Origin of the sequence: Leclercia sp. W6 (assembly GCF_003336345.1) — a bacterium.
Lineage (GTDB): Bacteria > Pseudomonadota > Gammaproteobacteria > Enterobacterales > Enterobacteriaceae > Enterobacter.
Map to the genome: position 1 here is coordinate 4,281,342 of NZ_CP031104.1, position 16,500 is coordinate 4,297,841.

Consider the following 16,500-nt stretch of genomic DNA (forward strand, 5'->3'; position numbering starts at 1 on the left):
ATAAAGGTCGTAACGATGTCTGAGCAAATAAACCCTCTATGGAACCTGTTTATTCACGCGGTGCAGGAAGAGGTTAAACCTGCCCTGGGATGTACAGAGCCTGTCTCGCTGGCGCTGGCCTGTGCCATCGCGGCTGAACAATTAAGCGGAGACATTACGCAAATTGAGGCGTGGGTTTCACCGAATTTAATGAAGAATGGACTGGGTGTAACAGTACCGGGTACTGGCATGGTTGGCCTGCCTGTTGCGGCTGCGCTGGGGGCGATTGGGGGTAATCCCCGGGGCGGGCTGGAGGTGTTAAAAGATGCTTCGCCCGAGGCGATTGCCCGCGCTAAAGCGTTGCTGGCGGCAGGAAACGTGCAGGTAAAACTGCAGCAACCCTGCGACGAAATCCTCTATTCCCGCGCCACTGTCTATGCCGGGGCGGAATCGGCAAGCGTCACCATTTCGGGAGGGCATACGCGGGTCGTACAGATCAGCTATCAGGGCGAAACACGCTTTATGCTGGATGAGCAGCCGCAGTGCTCTGGCGGCGATCCGCTGAGGGTGCTGTCGAACACGTCGCTGTCGCAGATCCTGGAGTTTATCGAGCATGTTCCGTTTTCCGCCATTCGTTTTATCCTGGAAGCCGGGCATCTAAACGACGCGCTCTCCCGGGAGGGATTAACCGGCAAATGGGGACTCCATATTGGCGCGACGTTGCATAGACAGCAGGCGCGTGGCTTTATCGACCAGGGACTAGGATCGGAGATTATCATCCGCACCAGCGCCGCGTCAGATGCCCGAATGGGCGGCGCGACACTGCCCGCCATGAGCAATTCCGGCTCGGGTAATCAGGGGATCACGGCAACGATGCCAGTTCTGGTCGTGGCGGAATATCTCCAGGTTGATGAAGAAAAACTGGCGCGGGCGCTGATGCTTTCGCACCTGTCGGCGATTTATATCCATTACCAGCTTCCTCGCCTGTCGGCATTGTGCGCTGCGACGACCGCGGCCATGGGCGCAGCAGCCGGTATGGCATGGCTGCTGGACGGGGGCTATAAGGCGATTGAGATGGCAATCAGCAGTATGATTGGCGACGTCAGCGGAATGATCTGCGATGGAGCATCGAACAGCTGCGCGATGAAAGTCTCAACCAGCGTCAGCAGTGCCTGGAAATCGGTAATGATGGCGCTTGATGATTGCGCCGTGACCGGCAACGAAGGGATCGTGGCGCACGATGTGGAACAGTCCATCGCCAATCTGTGCTCACTCGCATGCCGTTCAATGCAGGCAACGGATAAACAGATCATTGAGATCATGGCGGAGAAAGTTGCCTGAAATAGCGGCCTCTCCTTGTGCAGGGAGAGGCCGCCGGTTCAGACCGGCAAATCAATCAGCAGTGCCCGCAGCGGCGTGTCAGCCACCAGAGTGATATTCGCCTCGTCGCGAATAAACGCACCATCTCCGCAGGTCAGCGCTTCGCGCTCCTCAGCGGGCGTTTGCGCATGTACCGTACCGTGAATAGATTGCAGGTAGGCGCGCGGGCCGTGCAGCTGAAAACTCAGGCGCTCCCCTTTATCCAGCTCGATATGATGCAGCCACACCTGCTGGCGGAGCTGCAGGCTGCCTGTGCTACCATCCGGCGAGGCCAGCAGCTGCTGTTTGGCATCCAGCAGATCGATCTTCTGGAGCAGCGGGTTTTCCCGCTCCGGGCAGGCATCCAGCCACAGTTGCATCCGCGTCAGCGACTTATCTTTGCTGAGGTTATGTTCGCTATAGCTGATACCTAGCTGGGTGGCTATCAGCAATGCTTCACCGGCTTTCGCCTGGACGTGGTTGCCCTCGCTGTCGCGATACTCTGCTTCGCCTTCAAGAATGAGGTTCAGGATATCCACTTTTGGATAGGTACGCGGCTGGAACGAAGCTCCGGGTGCAAGTACCTCCTGGTTCAGTACACGTAAAGAGGCATAGCCCAGCAGTTTCGGGTCAAAGTAGTGTCCAAAGGAAAAGGTGTAGCGGGCCTGCAGCCAACCGAAATCGGCTTGCCCGCACTGTTTAGCTGTTCTTGTCGTAATCATAAAACTTGACCTCTCTTTACACTAAAACAATGGTAAAGGTATGGACGCTGCATTGTTAGCCAGATATTCTGCCCGGTATGTTCAAATTTCCTGAATGAGAACACCATGGCTAAAGAGAGAGCATTGACCCTTGAAGCACTGCGTGTGATGGACGCGATCGATCGACGCGGTAGCTTCGCCGCAGCAGCGGATGAACTGGGGCGCGTGCCATCTGCCCTGAGTTACACCATGCAGAAACTGGAAGAAGAGCTGGATGTGGTGCTGTTTGACCGCTCTGGTCATCGAACAAAATTCACCAATGTCGGCCGCATGCTGCTGGAGCGCGGGCGCGTGTTGCTGGAAGCTGCGGATAAACTGACCACCGACGCCGAAGCGCTGGCCCGCGGCTGGGAAACGCATCTGACGCTGGTCACCGAAGCGCTGGTACCCACCACTGCGCTCTATCCGCTGGTGGATCGCCTGGCAGAAAAAGCCAATACCCAGCTTTCTATTATCACCGAGGTGCTTGCCGGGGCATGGGAGCGCCTGGAGCAGGGCCGGGCTGATATCGTGATCGCGCCGGATATGCACTTCCGCTCCTCGTCCGAAATCAACTCCCGCAAGCTCTATACCGTGATGAATGTCTATGTCGCCGCACCGGATCATCCGATTCATCAGGAACCCGAGCCGCTGTCGGAAGTGACCCGCGTAAAATACCGCGGCGTGGCGGTGGCCGATACCGCCCGCGAGCGCCCGGTATTAACCGTTCAGCTGCTTGATAAACAGCCGCGCCTCACCGTCAGTACCCTGGAAGATAAACGTCAGGCGCTGCTGGCCGGGCTGGGCGTGGCAACCATGCCGTATCCGTTCGTTGAGAAAGATATTGCCGAAGGGCGGCTGCGGGTGGTGAGCCCGGAGTACACCAGTGAAGTGGATATCATTATGGCGTGGCGACGCGACAGCATGGGCGAGGCTAAATCCTGGTGTCTGCGTGAGATCCAGAAGCTGTTCACCCAGAAGTAAAATGCAGGCCCGGCAGGCGCAGCGCCGCCGGGCAATCTGTCAGTTGTTTAGCAACGGATCCGGCCCGAAACGGTTTTCACCTTCCGTTCCGCGCTGGCAGTTGAAGATCAGAATAATGATCCAGCCGAGCACCGGGATCAGCACCAGCAGCAGCCACCACGCCGAACGATCGGTATCATGAAGCCGACGAAAGAGCACGGCCCACGATGGCAGAAGTACCAGCAAGCCATACACGGTGGTGATAATGCCTTCGCCGCCAGCTCGCTCCCAGCCCAGCATTTTGTCGATCAGCCCCAGCACACAAACCAGAATGAAGTTCACCAGAGTAAACATCCAGAACTCTTTGCGCCGGGCGCGCCCTTTAAACCCGATATAATTTCGCAGTACTTTCAGATACCAGTCCATTTCTTGTGGCCTCCGCAGCAATTAATCACTTGTTTTTTAAGCGATCCACTAAAGCATAGACGGGAATAAAAGGGGGGTAAAGGGCGCCAGAAAAGCGCCCCTGAGGCTTAGCCGAAGCGGACGTCGCGCCCGTGCGGTTCAGTCAGATCCTGCCACGGGCCAATGGAGATAATGCCCGTCGGATTAATGGTTTTATGGCTGCGATAGTAATGGTTACGGATATGGTCAAAATCGACCGTCTCCGCAATCCCCGGCATCTGATAGATGTCGCGCAGGAAACCGTACAGGTTGAGGTAATCGCTGATCCGGTGTTTGTCGCACTTGAAGTGGGTCACGTAAACCGGGTCAAAGCGCACCAGCGTGGTCCATAGACGGATATCTGCTTCGGTCAGCTGGTCGCCGGTGAGATAGCGGTGCTGGCCGAGGATCTGCTCCAGCCGCTCCAGCGAGGCAAAGACATTGGTCACGGCTTCGTCGTAGGCTTCCTGACTGGTGGCAAACCCGGCCTTATAGACGCCGTTGTTCACGTTGTCGTAAATCCAGCTATTCAGGTCATCAATTTTATCGCGCAGCGCGGGCGGATAAAAATCGCCTGCCCGGGCGCCGTGGGCATCAAACGCGGTGTTAAACATGCGGATGATCTCGGCTGACTCATTGCTGACGATGGTCTGATTTTTCTTGTCCCACAGTACCGGAACGGTAACGCGGCCGGTGTAGTGAGGATCGGCGCGCAGGTAGAGCTGGTAGAGAAAATCGTGGTGATAGAGTGAATCGCCAGTGGCCGCCGGGAAATCATCGCCGAAAGTCCAGCCGTTCTCCAGCATCAGCGGATGCACCACCGAGACGGGGATCAGCGATTCCAGCCCCTTCAGGGCGCGGACGATCAGGGTGCGATGCGCCCACGGACAGGCCAGAGAAACATAGAGGTGGTAACGATCTTTCTCCGCCGCAAAGCCGCCTTCGCCGCTTGGGCCAGGCGCGCCATCGGCGGTGAGCCAGTTACGGAAGGCCGAAACAGAACGTTTGAAACGTCCCCCGGTTGATTTGGTGTCATACCAGGTATCCTGCCAGACGCCGTCTACAAGTTGTCCCATCTTTTCCTCCTTAGATAGCAAAAGCGAGGAGAAATCTCCTCGCTTTTTGATTCAGTATAGCGTGCTTACCACTTCTTATTCAGGACGCGGTCGATGCTGTATGCACCCGGGCCGGTGATAGCCAGCAGCAGGTAACCGCCTGCGATAGTCAGGTTTTTCATGAACATCAGCGAGTTCACCCCTTCCGCAAAGTTGCTGTGGAACAGGAACGCGGTCAGCAGGGTAAAGCCTGCGGTGAACAGTGCGGTAGTCCGGGTCAGGAAACCGAACAGAATGGCCAGGCCACCACCCAGTTCAAGCAGAATGGTCAGCGGCAGCAGGAACCCCGGAACGCCCATCGCTTCCATATACTGTTGCGTGCCGGCGTAACCCCCGATTTTGCTCCAGCCTGCGGTAATAAACAGGATTGGCATCAGAACGCGCGCTACCAGTACACCAACATCTTCTAATTTTTTCATCTTACTCTCCAGGGAACCACTTGGGCTGTAAATACTATTTGTTGTGCAAAATCGGGCGGATGCCGCGGTCTCGCTGTCGATGGAGAGAATCATAAACGGGGCGAATGGGGATTGTTAGCAAGGAAAACTGTCAATCTTCTTCAAAGATATTGAGTAATGTGAAGGGAGGGAAAGGATAAAAGTAAAGCGCCAGGAGGCGCTTTACAGGGTGAGGCAGGGTAGACGTCAGCGGGTTTCTTGTTTGCGGAGCTGCTGCTGGGTAAGGGTGGTTTTAATCATCTTCCACGCGCTCCAGATGCCCAGACCGCGGCGCGCCCAGCGGATCAGCATATTCGGATGACGCACGGCCCTCACCGCCAGAATGCTGCTCCCTATCAGCGCCCATGCCCGCAGGTTCAGAAACATATTCCACCCGCGGTCATAGCTGTGCGTGGCTTCCAGCCAGTCACGGCTGCCGGCCGACAGATCCAGCCGTTGCTGCTGGATCTGGCTCAGCAAAAATGCCTTTTCTCGCTCACGTTCCGCTCGGCTTCTGCTCACTTTTTGTCATCCTCCAGCAGTGACCGGTCGTTGGCGAGTTCCTTACGGGTATGATGTAGCAGGGTCGACTGGCGCACTTTGCGCATCGTCCATATTCCCCCTATCAGAGCAGCAAGCAGCAGCACCACGGTGGTGCCAATCATCACATTAAGACGATACTGCGGATCGACTGCCCAGATAATCAATACCATCAGGCTCATCAGGCCAAAGGCGGCGAAGAGCATGGTCAACCCCAGCATCAGTAGCAGTTGGAAGAGATTCGCTTTCTCTTCTTCCAGTTCGACCACCGCCAGCCGGATACGCGTCTCTGCGATGCCGACGAGAGTAGTCAAAATCCGCTGTCCGATACCGAGAACGTTTTTTGCGGGCCCTTGTGGTTGACGTGAATCTTCCATAATTAACGTCGCGTAAGCAGCATGCCGATGACAACGCCAACCGCAGCACCGATACCTACGCCGGCCCACGGATTCTCACGCACATACTCATCAGCGCGCGCGGCGGCCTCACGGGTCTGTTTCGCCAGTGCATCGCTGGTTTCGCCCAGACGATAGCGGCTTTCGTGCAGGGCCTGCTCCGCTTTATTACGCAGTTTGCTCAGCTCTTCTTTCGACTTATTGCCAGAGGAGCTCAGTACCTCTTCCAGGGTATCCGCCAGGGACTTCAGTTCAGCGCGTAAATGGTCTGACGTGGTATCTTTTGACATGATTCTCTCCTGTTACGATGTCCGTTAAATCAGTAATCGCGAGACTCCAGCGCTTTCAGTTCGTTCTGCGCTTCTTGCAGTTTCTGCTCACGTTTGGCAACTTTGTCTGCATCGCCTTTCTCCTTTGCCTCCGCCAGATCCCGGCGGCGTTCAGCAATTTCTTCTTTCTGTTCGGCAATCTTGCGCTGGTGATCGGCGCGCAACTTGTCGTCGGAACAGTTCGCTTTCACTTCTCTCAGCGCTTTATTCAATCCGTTGATTCTGCTCTGATTGTTATGCTTTTCAGCGTAACTGATCTCGCGTTGAATATCCTGTTCCTTCTCCTGACAAAGAGACGAAGCGAACGAAGCTGTGCTCAAAGAAAAAAGGGCGAGGCCCAGGGCGATGCGGTAATTCATTGTTGAAACCTTCCATTGTTTTCGACGTAACCTGCGGAAATGTCGAATTCCAGAGTTGTGCGGAGTACGTGTGAGAGGTGCTCCGCGTACTTAAGCATAGTAAGTAAACGGGGATATCACCAAAGTAAGTGAAAAGATTCAGAATAGTGGAAATTTAGCCTAACAGACGTGATGTATCACGCAGACGGGTCAGCCAGACCACCGCCTGATTGTCATTATCCTGTTGAGCAATGATATAGCCATGCGGCAGGCTGCGATCGAGCACCTTCTTCGCGGCAGCGCTCTGTACGCTGGAGTCAAAGGTGATCAGCAGCACATCTTTCTGCGGGGTAATACTTTTGAACTGAATACCGTTGGCATCCAGGTGATGCCAGATGGAGAAACCATCCGGCATGCTGACGCCCTGATTGACCGCGCGGATCGCCAGCGTCGATTCCTGTTTTTGCAGCGCCGCCCAGGCCAGCAGCAGGGCGCTGAACATCACCAGCGCGACCATGGCGTAAGAGAGACGGCGCATTGACGCGTTAGGATTGGCCATGTCGTTAGCCCTGACTTCCATGTTTTTTCTTCCAGAGAACCACCAGCGAACCAATCAGCCCGAACACCAGCAGCACGACTGGCAGCAGCATCAGGCAGGACATCAGCTGATCTTCATATTTCAGGAACACCGGCGTTTTGCCGAGCAGATAACCCAGCGTAGTAAGGATCAGCACCCACAGCAAGCCACTCATCCAGTTAAAGAACTGGAAGCGCGTGCTGCTAAGACCAGACAGACCGGCAATGGTTGGCAGCAGGGTGCGGACAAAGGCGATAAAGCGGCCCACCAGCAGCGCAGAAAGCCCGTGCTTGTGGAACAGGTGATGCGCCCGCTGATGATAGTGTGCCGGCAGGTGCGATAGCCAGTTCTGCACGATACGCGTATTGCCAAGCCATCGCCCCTGGATATAGCTCAACCAGCAGCCGAGGCTGGCGGCAATGGTCAGCAGCAGGACGGTTTGCGGAAATTGCATTGCCCCTTTTGCGCACAGCACACCCACCAGCACCAGCAGACTATCGCCAGGCAGGAAAGCGGCAGGAAGCAGACCGTTTTCAAGAAACAGAATCATAAACAGGACAAAATAGAGCATGCCAATCATGGACGGATTGGCCAGCGTTTCGAAATCCTGAGCCCATAAGGCATTAAGTAGTTGGGTCAAAAGTTCCATTCAGTGTTCCTGGAAAGCGGTTAACGACGCACCTGTCAACCGGGTCAAACAGCACGGCGACATTTTTTATAATTTCATTATGGTCGCTCGCGGACACAGTGTGTGGCCAAACTGTTCCCTGTTAAATGGCTAAGTAAGCAAGCACTAACTAACTAAACGGCAAATTGCATCTAATTGTAACAAACGCCAATGGGATCCGTCACAGTATTTACATGTACCGCAGATAGATTTTGTCTTAACCCAGGGAGGAGACGCGAGGCTATTTACAAAGGCTGACACTATATATGTTTACTTACCCACCGTGGCCGGAAGGCGCAGCGAAGCGCCTGCCGATGCGTGAAGAAAACTATTTTGCGTGACTGACAGCGCTATCGAGGTGAACCACCGGATTCTCAGCAAAAAGATAGCGGTCAGCGTTAAATTCGAAGTCGTCACTGGTTTCATTGAACAACATCTGTTTGGTGTTTTCGAGATGCTGCCACATGGCTACTTTTGCCGCATGCGGGTCTTTACGAATCAGCGCCTTAAGGATTTGGTCATGATCGTCACACCAGTTATCCACGGTGCGGGAATCGATGTGATCGTGCAGTTTTTTCCAGTACGGGTTATGAACGCGCTGAGTCCACATTTTTTCGACGATTGCCGCAAGCGCGGTGTTTTGCGTCGCCAGCGCCACCTGAACATGAAACTGCAGGTCCCACTCGGAGTCGCGGAAGCATTTCTCTTTACGCGCGTTGTCCTGGATCTCCATCAGCTTCATGATGTCCTGCTTGGTCACCTGCGTCGCCGCAAACTCGGCGATATTACTCTCAATAAGCTGACGAGCCTGGAGCAGCTCAAAGGGACCGTAATTGGCAAATTCCAGATTTTCTTCCGGGGCCGGGGAGTGTTTTGGCTGGCTGGAAATAACATGAATGCCGGAACCTTTACGCACTTCAACATAGCCTTCCACTTCCAGCATGATGATGGCTTCACGAACCACGGTGCGGCTTACGCTCTTCTCATCAGCGATAAAACGCTCGGCAGGTAATTTGTCGCCTACCAGATAAACGCCTTGCTCGATGCGCGATTTCAGTTCGGCAGCAAGTTGCTGATAAAGACGACGGGGTTCGTTGATTTCCATATGCGCTCCAGGCAGGGTATGGCTAATGATTTGTTATACCACTTTTACCCCTTTCTCTCCAGATTTGACCCGCAAAAAAGCCGCTCGGGGGCGGCTTTTATATACCAGGTCGCACTTCGCTTGCGCGTCCTGGCGGTTTAGTAGGCCGGGTAAGCGAGGCGCCACCCGGCAATAAATCTAGCTCTGAGTCGCGGGCCTTCCAACGGACTCTTGCAACAGCTCCTCTGCGGACTTGCTTTTCAGCACCGTCCAGATAAGCACCGCCCCCAGCAGGTCGAAGACAGCCAGTACTGCGAACAGCGGGCTAAAGCCGATGGTGTCAGCCAGCGCACCGACCACCAGGGCGAACAGGGTACTGGCGGTCCAGGCTGCCATCCCGGTCAGGCCGTTAGCGGTCGCCACTTCATTACGACCGAAGACGTCAGAAGAGAGGGTGATCAGCGCACCGGAGAGAGACTGGTGAGCAAAGCCCCCGACGCACAGCAGCGCAATCGCGACATACGGGCTGGTGAACAGGCCGATCATCCCTGGGCCAATCATCAGCAAGGCACCCATGGTCACAACCATCTTACGGGAGACAATCAGGTTCACGCCGAACCAGCGCTGGAACAGCGGTGGCAGGTAACCCCCGACGATACAGCCCAGGTCTGCAAACAGCATTGGCATCCAGGCGAACATGGCGATCTCTTTCAGGTTAAAGCCGTAAACTTTAAACATGAACAGCGGGATCCAGGCGTTGAACGTCCCCCATGCAGGCTCAGCCAGGAAGCGCGGCAGAGCGATACCCCAGAACTGACGGGTACCCAGGATCTGCAGGACAGACATCTTCTTGCCGTTATTGGTCTGGTGCTGGGACTCCTGGCCGCCGATGATGTAGTCGCGTTCTTCATCAGAGAGCTTCTTCTGATCGCGCGGGTGTTTGTAGAAGATCAGCCAGGACATCGCCCAGGCGAAGCTCAGCACGCCGGAGAGAATAAACGCCAGCTGCCAGCTGTGCATCACGATAGCCCACACCACCAGCGGCGGAGCAATCATCGCGCCGATAGAGGAACCCACGTTGAAGTAGCCCACCGCGATGGAACGCTCTTTCGCCGGGAACCACTCGGAGGCCGCTTTTAGACCCGCAGGGATCATTGCCGCTTCCGCAGCACCTACCGCGCCACGGGCCAGCGCCAGACCACCCCAGCTGCCTGCCAGCGCGGTTGCGCCGCAGAAGATGGCCCAGGTGACGGCGAATACGGCATAGCCAACTTTCGTACCCAGAATATCCAGCACGTAGCCTGCTACCGGCTGCATGATGGTATAAGCCGCGGAATAGGCCGCGATAATATAGGAGTATTGTTGCGTGGAGATATGCAACTCTTCCATCAGCGTTGGCGCAGCCGCCGCTATGGTATTACGCGTCAGGTAGCCCAGCACGGTGCCGAGCGTCACCAGTGCGATCATGTACCAACGTAACCCTTTAATTTTACGCATGTAAAACCTCATCGTTATGTTATTGCCGCACCGGAGTACGGGCATCTCTATGCATTGCGTGAGATGTTTTCAACGGGAGGGCGTAACCGGGAATGCTCCCGGTACGGCCCGAACCTTGCCATAAGTAACGTGCATAATTCGGTATCCTTACCGCTGAGTCCGACGCCTGTGGCACCGGTAATGCATTCCGTCGGCTTATAATTTGCGACGGCAGAACGATAACTTGTCATACAACTTTAAAAGGTGAGTGACATCACAAATGTGTCAATAATTGTAAGGGTAATGTCGAGGCTGCGTCAGGCCAGAGCTGGCGCGGTGTTGAGCGGTGTTTACTCCTTTGGGCGTAGATTATTTGTCGACGTTTATTGATCTAACTCACGAAAAAATCATCGGCCTCTGGAAATTGGTGTGATAACTTTGCAGCATCTGAACATTGCTGTTTTCTGACGTGCCCGTTAAGAGGATGACGACATGACTCCGTTTATGACTGAAGATTTTCTGTTAGATACCGAATTTGCCCGCCGCCTGTACCATGATTACGCGAAAGACCAGCCGATTTTCGACTACCACTGCCACCTTCCGCCGCAGCAGGTTGCCGAAGATTACCGTTTTAAAAACCTGTATGACATCTGGCTGAAAGGCGACCACTACAAGTGGCGCGCCATGCGTACCAACGGGGTGGCTGAACGCCTCTGTACCGGCGATGCGTCTGACCGTGAAAAATTCGATGCCTGGGCCGCGACCGTGCCGCACACCATTGGTAACCCGCTCTACCACTGGACCCATCTGGAGCTGCGCCGTCCGTTCGGGATCACCGGCAAGCTGCTCTCTCCGTCTACCGCGGATGAGATCTGGAACGAATGCAATGAGCTGCTGGCCCAGGATAAATTCTCTGCCCGCGGCATCATGAAGCAGATGAACGTGAAGATGGTCGGCACCACCGATGATCCAATCGACTCTCTGGAGCATCACGCCGTTGTCGCGAAAGACAGCTCGTTTGATGTCAAAGTGCTGCCAAGCTGGCGCCCGGATAAAGCGTTCAACATTGAGCAGGCGACCTTTGCCGACTACATGGCGAAGCTGAGTGAAGTCTCTGATACCGAGATCCGCCGTTTCGGCGATCTGCAGACCGCGCTGGCGAAGCGTCTGGATCACTTCGCGGCTCACGGCTGTAAAGTGTCTGACCATGCGCTGGACGTGGTGCTGTTTGCTGAGGCGAACGAAGCCGAGCTGGACAGCATCCTGGCGCGCCGCCTGGCGGGTGAAACCTTGAGCGAGCATGAAGTGGCGCAGTTCAAAACCGCAGTGCTGGTCTGGCTGGCGGCAGAATATGCTCGTCGCGGCTGGGTGCAGCAGTACCACATTGGCGCGCTGCGCAACAACAACCTGCGTCAGTTCAAGCTGCTGGGTGCCGATGTCGGTTTCGACTCCATCAACGACCGTCCGCTGGCGGAAGAGCTCTCCAAACTGCTGAGCAAACAGAACGAAGAGAATCTGCTGCCAAAAACCATCCTCTACTGCCTGAACCCACGCGATAACGAAGTGCTGGGCACCATGATCGGTAACTTCCAGGGCGAAGGGATGCCGGGCAAAATGCAGTTCGGTTCCGGCTGGTGGTTCAACGACCAGAAAGATGGCATGGAGCGTCAGATGACCCAACTGGCGCAGCTCGGTCTGCTGAGCCGCTTTGTCGGCATGCTGACCGACAGCCGCAGCTTCCTTTCCTATACTCGCCATGAATATTTCCGTCGCATTCTGTGCCAGATGATTGGCCGCTGGGTCACCGCAGGCGAAGCGCCGGCCGATATCCAGCTGCTGGGCGAAATGGTGAGAAACATCTGCTTTAACAATGCGCGCGACTACTTCGCTATTGAACTGAACTAAGGCCGTCTGAGGTTGATATGCAATACATCAAAATCCATTCGCTGGATAACGTTGCGGTCGCGCTGGCCGACCTGAGTGAAGGCCTGGAAGTGACGTTTGACAACCAGACCGTCACCCTGCGCCAGGATCTGGCGCGCGGGCACAAGTTTGCCCTGCAGCCGATTGCCAAAGGGGAGAACGTTATCAAATACGGTCTGCCTATCGGCCATGCCCTGGCGGACATCGCGGCGGGTGAATTTATTCACTCCCACAATACGCGCACCAATCTGAGCGATCTGGATGAGTACAGCTATCAACCTGAGTTGCTGGCTGAGAGCCGCCAGGCGGCAGATCGTGACGTTCAGATCTACCGCCGCGCCAGCGGTGAGGTGGGGATCCGCAATGAACTGTGGATCCTGCCCACCGTCGGCTGCGTCAACGGCATCGCCCGTCAGATCCAGAGCCGCTTCCTGAAAGAGACTAACCAGGCGGAAGGCACCGACGGCGTCTTCCTGTTCAGCCATACCTACGGCTGTTCCCAGTTGGGTGATGACCACATCAACACCCGCACCATGCTGCAAAACATGGTCCGCCACCCGAACGCCGGGGCGGTGCTGGTGATTGGCCTCGGTTGTGAAAACAACCAGGTGGATGCCTTCCGTGAAACGCTGGGGGATTTCGACCCTGCCCGCGTTCACTTTATGGTGTGCCAGCATCAGGAAGATGAGGTGGAAGCCGGTCTAGAGCATCTGCATGAGCTCTATGAGGCGATGCGCCATGATAAGCGTGAGCCAGGCAAGCTGAGCGAGCTGAAGTTTGGTCTGGAGTGCGGCGGCTCGGATGGGCTGTCCGGCATTACCGCTAACCCGATGCTGGGTCAGTTCTCTGATTATGTTATCAGCAATGGCGGCACTACCGTGCTGACCGAAGTGCCTGAGATGTTCGGCGCCGAGCGGATCCTGATGAGCCATTGCCGCGACGAAGCGACGTTTGAAAAGACCGTCACCATGGTCAACGACTTCAAGCAGTACTTTATCGCCCATAACCAGCCGATTTACGAGAACCCATCCCCGGGCAACAAGGCGGGCGGGATCACCACGCTGGAAGAGAAATCCCTCGGCTGTACCCAGAAAGCGGGTGCCAGCCAGGTGGTGGACGTCCTGCGCTACGGCGAGCGGTTGAGCACGCCAGGTCTGAACCTGCTAAGTGCACCGGGTAACGATGCCGTTGCTACCAGCGCCCTGGCGGGGGCGGGCTGCCATATGGTGCTGTTCAGCACCGGTCGCGGCACCCCGTACGGCGGTTTTGTGCCAACGGTGAAAATTGCCACCAACAGCGAGCTGGCGGCGAAGAAAAAGCACTGGATCGATTTCGATGCCGGTCAGTTGATCCACGGCAAAGCGATGCCGCAGCTGTTAACGGAATTCGTGGATGTGATTGTGGATATCGCCAATGGCAAACAGGCCTGCAACGAGAAAAACGACTTCCGCGAGCTGGCGATCTTCAAGAGTGGTGTGACGCTGTAGGTGTGGTGTCGGGTGGCGCTAACGCTAACCCGACCTACGAACCAAAATCAGGCCCGGTAAGGCGTAGCCGCCACCGGGCCTTTTTATTAACTACGTAAAGCGTTCTTAGCCAGACGCGCATCTTCAGCCTGACACGCCGCGGCGGTGAACAGCACGTCGGTAGAGGAGTTCAGCGCGGTTTCGCAGGAGTCCTGCAGCACGCCAATGATAAAGCCCACTGCCACAACCTGCATCGCCACTTCATTCGGAATACCGAACATGTTACAGGCCAGCGGGATCAGCAGCAGAGAACCGCCCGCCACCCCCGATGCACCACAGGCGCACAGCGACGCCACAACACTCAGCAGCAGCGCGGTTAACAGGTCGACCGGCACGCCCAGGGTATGCACGGCAGCCAGGGTCAGCACGGTGATGGTGATCGCCGCACCTGCCATGTTCACCGTCGCACCCAGCGGGATAGAGACGGAATAGGTGTCGCGATCCAAGTTCAGCTTCTCGGCCAGCGCCATGTTAACCGGAATGTTTGCCGCGGAGCTGCGGGTAAAGAAGGCGTATACGCCGCTCTCACGCAGGCAGGTCAGCACCAGCGGATACGGGTTACGGCGGATCTGCCAGAACACCAGCAGCGGGTTGATGACCAGCGCCACCAGCAGCATGCAGCCAACCAGCACGACCAGCAGTTGCGCATAGCCCCACAGGGTTTCAAAGCCGGTTGTCGCCAGCGTGGAGGAGACCAGGCCGAAGATACCGATCGGCGCAAAGCGGATAACGATCTTCACCATAAAGGTCACCGCGTTGGACATATCGTTAACCAGGTTTTTGGTGGTCTCGCTACCGTGGCGCAGGGCGAAGCCCAGCCCGACGGCCCATACCAGAATGCCGATGTAGTTAGCATTCAGCAGAGCGTCAATCGGGTTAGAGACCATGCTCATCAGCAGGCCGCGAAGCACTTCCACGATGCCCGATGGCGGAGTGATATCGCCCGCTGCAGAGGTGAGGTGCAGCGTGGACGGGAACACGAAGCTAAAAATGACCGCCGTCAGCGCGGCAGAGAAGGTGCCCAGCAGATAAAGGAACAAAATCGGGCGAATGTTGGTTTTCTGTCCTTTCTGGTGGTTGGCAATGGAGGCCATAACCAGCATCAGTACCAGGACTGGGGCGACGGCTTTTAACGCGCCAACGAACAGGGTGCCGAGCAGGCCGGTGGCAATTGCCGCCGGTTTAGAAACCAGTGCCAGTAAAATACCCAGCACCAGGCCTACCAGTATTTGTTTAACAAGGCTGCCCTGCGCCAGACGCGCGAGCAAACCCGGGGATTGCATGGTCATAAAAATTCCTTCAGTGAGATTGCGTTCCGTCCCGGAGATGCTCTCAGGCACTTATATTCCGGTTAGAGGTGTGTGTTTGTCAGGATGAGTATATTGAATGCGCGAAGTCTGGGAAGAGCAAAATGCTGGAATTTACGTACTGCGTCATATTTTTTAACTGTCTTGTTACATTTTTGCCGGGTAGCGCGTTTTACTCCGCTGCGTGTTGTAATGCCGGGTGGCGCTGCGCTTACCCGGCCTACAAAACCGTAAGCCCGGCAAGCGTCGCGCCGCCGGGCACCAGACCGCACAATCCCCTTACTGGATCTGCCGCTTCTTATCGTTCTGGTGGTTCACCCAGGCGTTGATAAGCAGGGTCACAACCAGGATGCCAAACACCACGCCCAGCGAGATGGCGATTGGGATGTGATAGAAATCGACAATCAACATCTTAATGCCGATAAAGACCAGGATCACCGACAGACCATACTTCAGCATTGAGAAGCGCTCCGCCACGCCCGCCAGCAGGAAGTACATCGCACGCAGGCCGAGGATCGCAAACAGGTTTGAGGTCAGCACGATGAACGGGTCAGTGGTCACCGCGAAGATCGCCGGAATACTGTCGACCGCGAAAATCACATCGCTCAGCTCCACCATGATCAGCACCAGCAGCAGCGGCGTGGCAAACAGCAGGCCGTTTTTACGCACGAAGAAGTGCTCGCTTTCGATGGTATCGGTCATACGCATATGACCACGCAGCCAGCGTACCAGCGGCTTCTCGCCAATACCGGTTTCATCTTCCTTCGCCAGCGCCATCTTCACGCCGGTAAAGAGCAGGAAGGCGCCGAAAACATAGAGCAGCCATTCAAACTGGGTAATGAGCCAGCTACCGGCGAAGATCATGATGGTACGCAACACGATCGCGCCCAGCACGCCATACACCAGCACCCGACGCTGCAAGGCTGCAGGCACCGCGAAATAGCTGAACAGCATCAGCCAGACGAAGACGTTATCCACCGCCAGGGCTTTTTCAATCAGATAGCCGGTGAGGAACGCCAGCGCCTGGGGATCGGCCACCGCGCGGCCTTGCGTAATGGAGAGATACCACCAGAAGGCGGCACAGAAGAGCAGGGAGAGGGTGACCCACACCAGCGACCAGGCGGCCGCCTGCTTCATGGTCATGCCATGCGCGCCGCGCCGACCCTGCAAAAAGAGATCGATCGCCAGCATGATGACCACAACGATGGCGAATCCTCCCCACATCAGCGGAGTACCGACAGTATTCATACAATTTTCCTTCCACAAAAAAAAACGGCTAACGTCAGAAGACGATAGCCGTT

At 55.9% G+C, this 16,500-nt stretch carries 18 protein-coding genes; 4 read left to right on the forward strand and 14 right to left on the reverse strand.

Annotated elements, in window-relative coordinates; translation table 11 throughout:
- The first annotated feature begins 15 nt into the window (after positions 1–15).
- Complete coding sequence (locus DVA43_RS21010; protein WP_114316601.1) at positions 16–1,320, forward strand: serine dehydratase subunit alpha family protein; 1,305 nt, start codon at positions 16–18, stop codon at positions 1,318–1,320.
- 38 nt (positions 1,321–1,358) lie between these two features.
- On the opposite strand, the gene DVA43_RS21015 is transcribed toward DVA43_RS21010, so the two are convergent.
- A complete protein-coding gene (locus DVA43_RS21015) occupies positions 1,359–2,060 on the reverse strand; it encodes a pirin family protein (RefSeq protein WP_114316602.1) in 702 nt (233 codons plus the stop codon).
- Positions 2,061–2,165: 105 nt separating this feature from the next.
- Here DVA43_RS21015 and yhaJ point away from each other — a divergent pair, with 105 nt between their 5' ends.
- Positions 2,166–3,062 carry a DNA-binding transcriptional regulator YhaJ gene (gene yhaJ, locus DVA43_RS21020; RefSeq protein ID WP_103177135.1) on the forward strand — a complete coding sequence of 299 codons (897 nt, stop codon included), beginning with the start codon at positions 2,166–2,168 and terminating at the stop codon, positions 3,060–3,062.
- A 39-nt stretch (positions 3,063–3,101) separates the two neighbouring features.
- Here yhaJ and DVA43_RS21025 read toward each other — a convergent pair whose 3' ends face one another.
- From DVA43_RS21025 to DVA43_RS21075, 11 genes are all read right to left on the reverse strand, one after another.
- On the reverse strand, positions 3,102–3,467 hold the full coding sequence (locus tag DVA43_RS21025) for a DUF805 domain-containing protein (protein ID WP_114316603.1): 366 nt from the start codon (positions 3,465–3,467) through the stop codon (positions 3,102–3,104).
- Between the two features lie 107 nt (positions 3,468–3,574).
- Entirely contained in the window at positions 3,575–4,561 is a 987-nt protein-coding gene (locus DVA43_RS21030; RefSeq protein WP_103824894.1) for a glutathione S-transferase family protein, read from the reverse strand.
- 65 nt (positions 4,562–4,626) lie between these two features.
- Entirely contained in the window at positions 4,627–5,019 is a 393-nt protein-coding gene (locus DVA43_RS21035; RefSeq protein WP_168194671.1) for a DoxX family protein, read from the reverse strand.
- 225 nt (positions 5,020–5,244) lie between these two features.
- Positions 5,245–5,559, reverse strand: coding sequence for a YqjK-like family protein (locus tag DVA43_RS21040; protein WP_103177131.1), 315 nt, complete (start codon positions 5,557–5,559; stop codon positions 5,245–5,247).
- A complete protein-coding gene (locus DVA43_RS21045) occupies positions 5,556–5,954 on the reverse strand; it encodes a phage holin family protein (protein WP_103177130.1) in 399 nt (132 codons plus the stop codon). Before DVA43_RS21045 ends, DVA43_RS21040 begins: the two co-directional genes overlap by 4 nt.
- Before the next feature lie 2 nt (positions 5,955–5,956).
- Entirely contained in the window at positions 5,957–6,262 is a 306-nt protein-coding gene (locus tag DVA43_RS21050) for a YqjD family protein (protein ID WP_103177129.1), read from the reverse strand.
- Between the two features lie 29 nt (positions 6,263–6,291).
- Positions 6,292–6,660 (reverse strand): DUF1090 domain-containing protein, encoded by a 369-nt coding sequence (locus DVA43_RS21055; protein ID WP_114316604.1) that lies wholly within the window; start codon positions 6,658–6,660, stop codon positions 6,292–6,294.
- Between the two features lie 154 nt (positions 6,661–6,814).
- On the reverse strand, positions 6,815–7,177 hold the full coding sequence (gene mzrA / locus DVA43_RS21060; RefSeq protein WP_371413859.1) for an EnvZ/OmpR regulon moderator MzrA: 363 nt from the start codon (positions 7,175–7,177) through the stop codon (positions 6,815–6,817).
- A 25-nt stretch (positions 7,178–7,202) separates the two neighbouring features.
- Entirely contained in the window at positions 7,203–7,865 is a 663-nt protein-coding gene (yqjA, locus tag DVA43_RS21065) for a DedA family general envelope maintenance protein YqjA (protein ID WP_059307126.1), read from the reverse strand.
- Positions 7,866–8,211: 346 nt separating this feature from the next.
- Entirely contained in the window at positions 8,212–8,988 is a 777-nt protein-coding gene (gene exuR / locus DVA43_RS21070) for a transcriptional regulator ExuR (RefSeq protein ID WP_103824890.1), read from the reverse strand.
- A gap of 177 nt (positions 8,989–9,165) precedes the next feature.
- Complete coding sequence (locus DVA43_RS21075) at positions 9,166–10,464, reverse strand: MFS transporter (protein ID WP_103824889.1); 1,299 nt, start codon at positions 10,462–10,464, stop codon at positions 9,166–9,168.
- 471 nt (positions 10,465–10,935) lie between these two features.
- On the opposite strand from DVA43_RS21075, the gene uxaC reads away from it, so the two are divergent.
- Together uxaC and DVA43_RS21085 are read left to right on the forward strand one after the other, a co-directional pair.
- Positions 10,936–12,348, forward strand: a complete 1,413-nt coding sequence (gene uxaC, locus DVA43_RS21080) for a glucuronate isomerase (protein WP_103824888.1) — start codon at positions 10,936–10,938, stop codon at positions 12,346–12,348.
- A 17-nt stretch (positions 12,349–12,365) separates the two neighbouring features.
- Positions 12,366–13,853 carry a UxaA family hydrolase gene (locus DVA43_RS21085; RefSeq protein ID WP_103824887.1) on the forward strand — a complete coding sequence of 496 codons (1,488 nt, stop codon included), beginning with the start codon at positions 12,366–12,368 and terminating at the stop codon, positions 13,851–13,853.
- A gap of 86 nt (positions 13,854–13,939) precedes the next feature.
- Here DVA43_RS21085 and sstT read toward each other — a convergent pair whose 3' ends face one another.
- Both sstT and DVA43_RS21095 read right to left on the reverse strand, forming a co-directional pair.
- The gene (sstT, locus tag DVA43_RS21090) at positions 13,940–15,181 is read right to left on the reverse strand and encodes a serine/threonine transporter SstT (RefSeq protein ID WP_114316605.1); all 1,242 of its coding nucleotides are present in this window, start codon (positions 15,179–15,181) and stop codon (positions 13,940–13,942) included.
- A gap of 297 nt (positions 15,182–15,478) precedes the next feature.
- Positions 15,479–16,447 carry a TerC family protein gene (locus DVA43_RS21095; protein WP_103824885.1) on the reverse strand — a complete coding sequence of 323 codons (969 nt, stop codon included), beginning with the start codon at positions 16,445–16,447 and terminating at the stop codon, positions 15,479–15,481.
- Between the last annotated feature and the right edge of the window lie 53 nt (positions 16,448–16,500).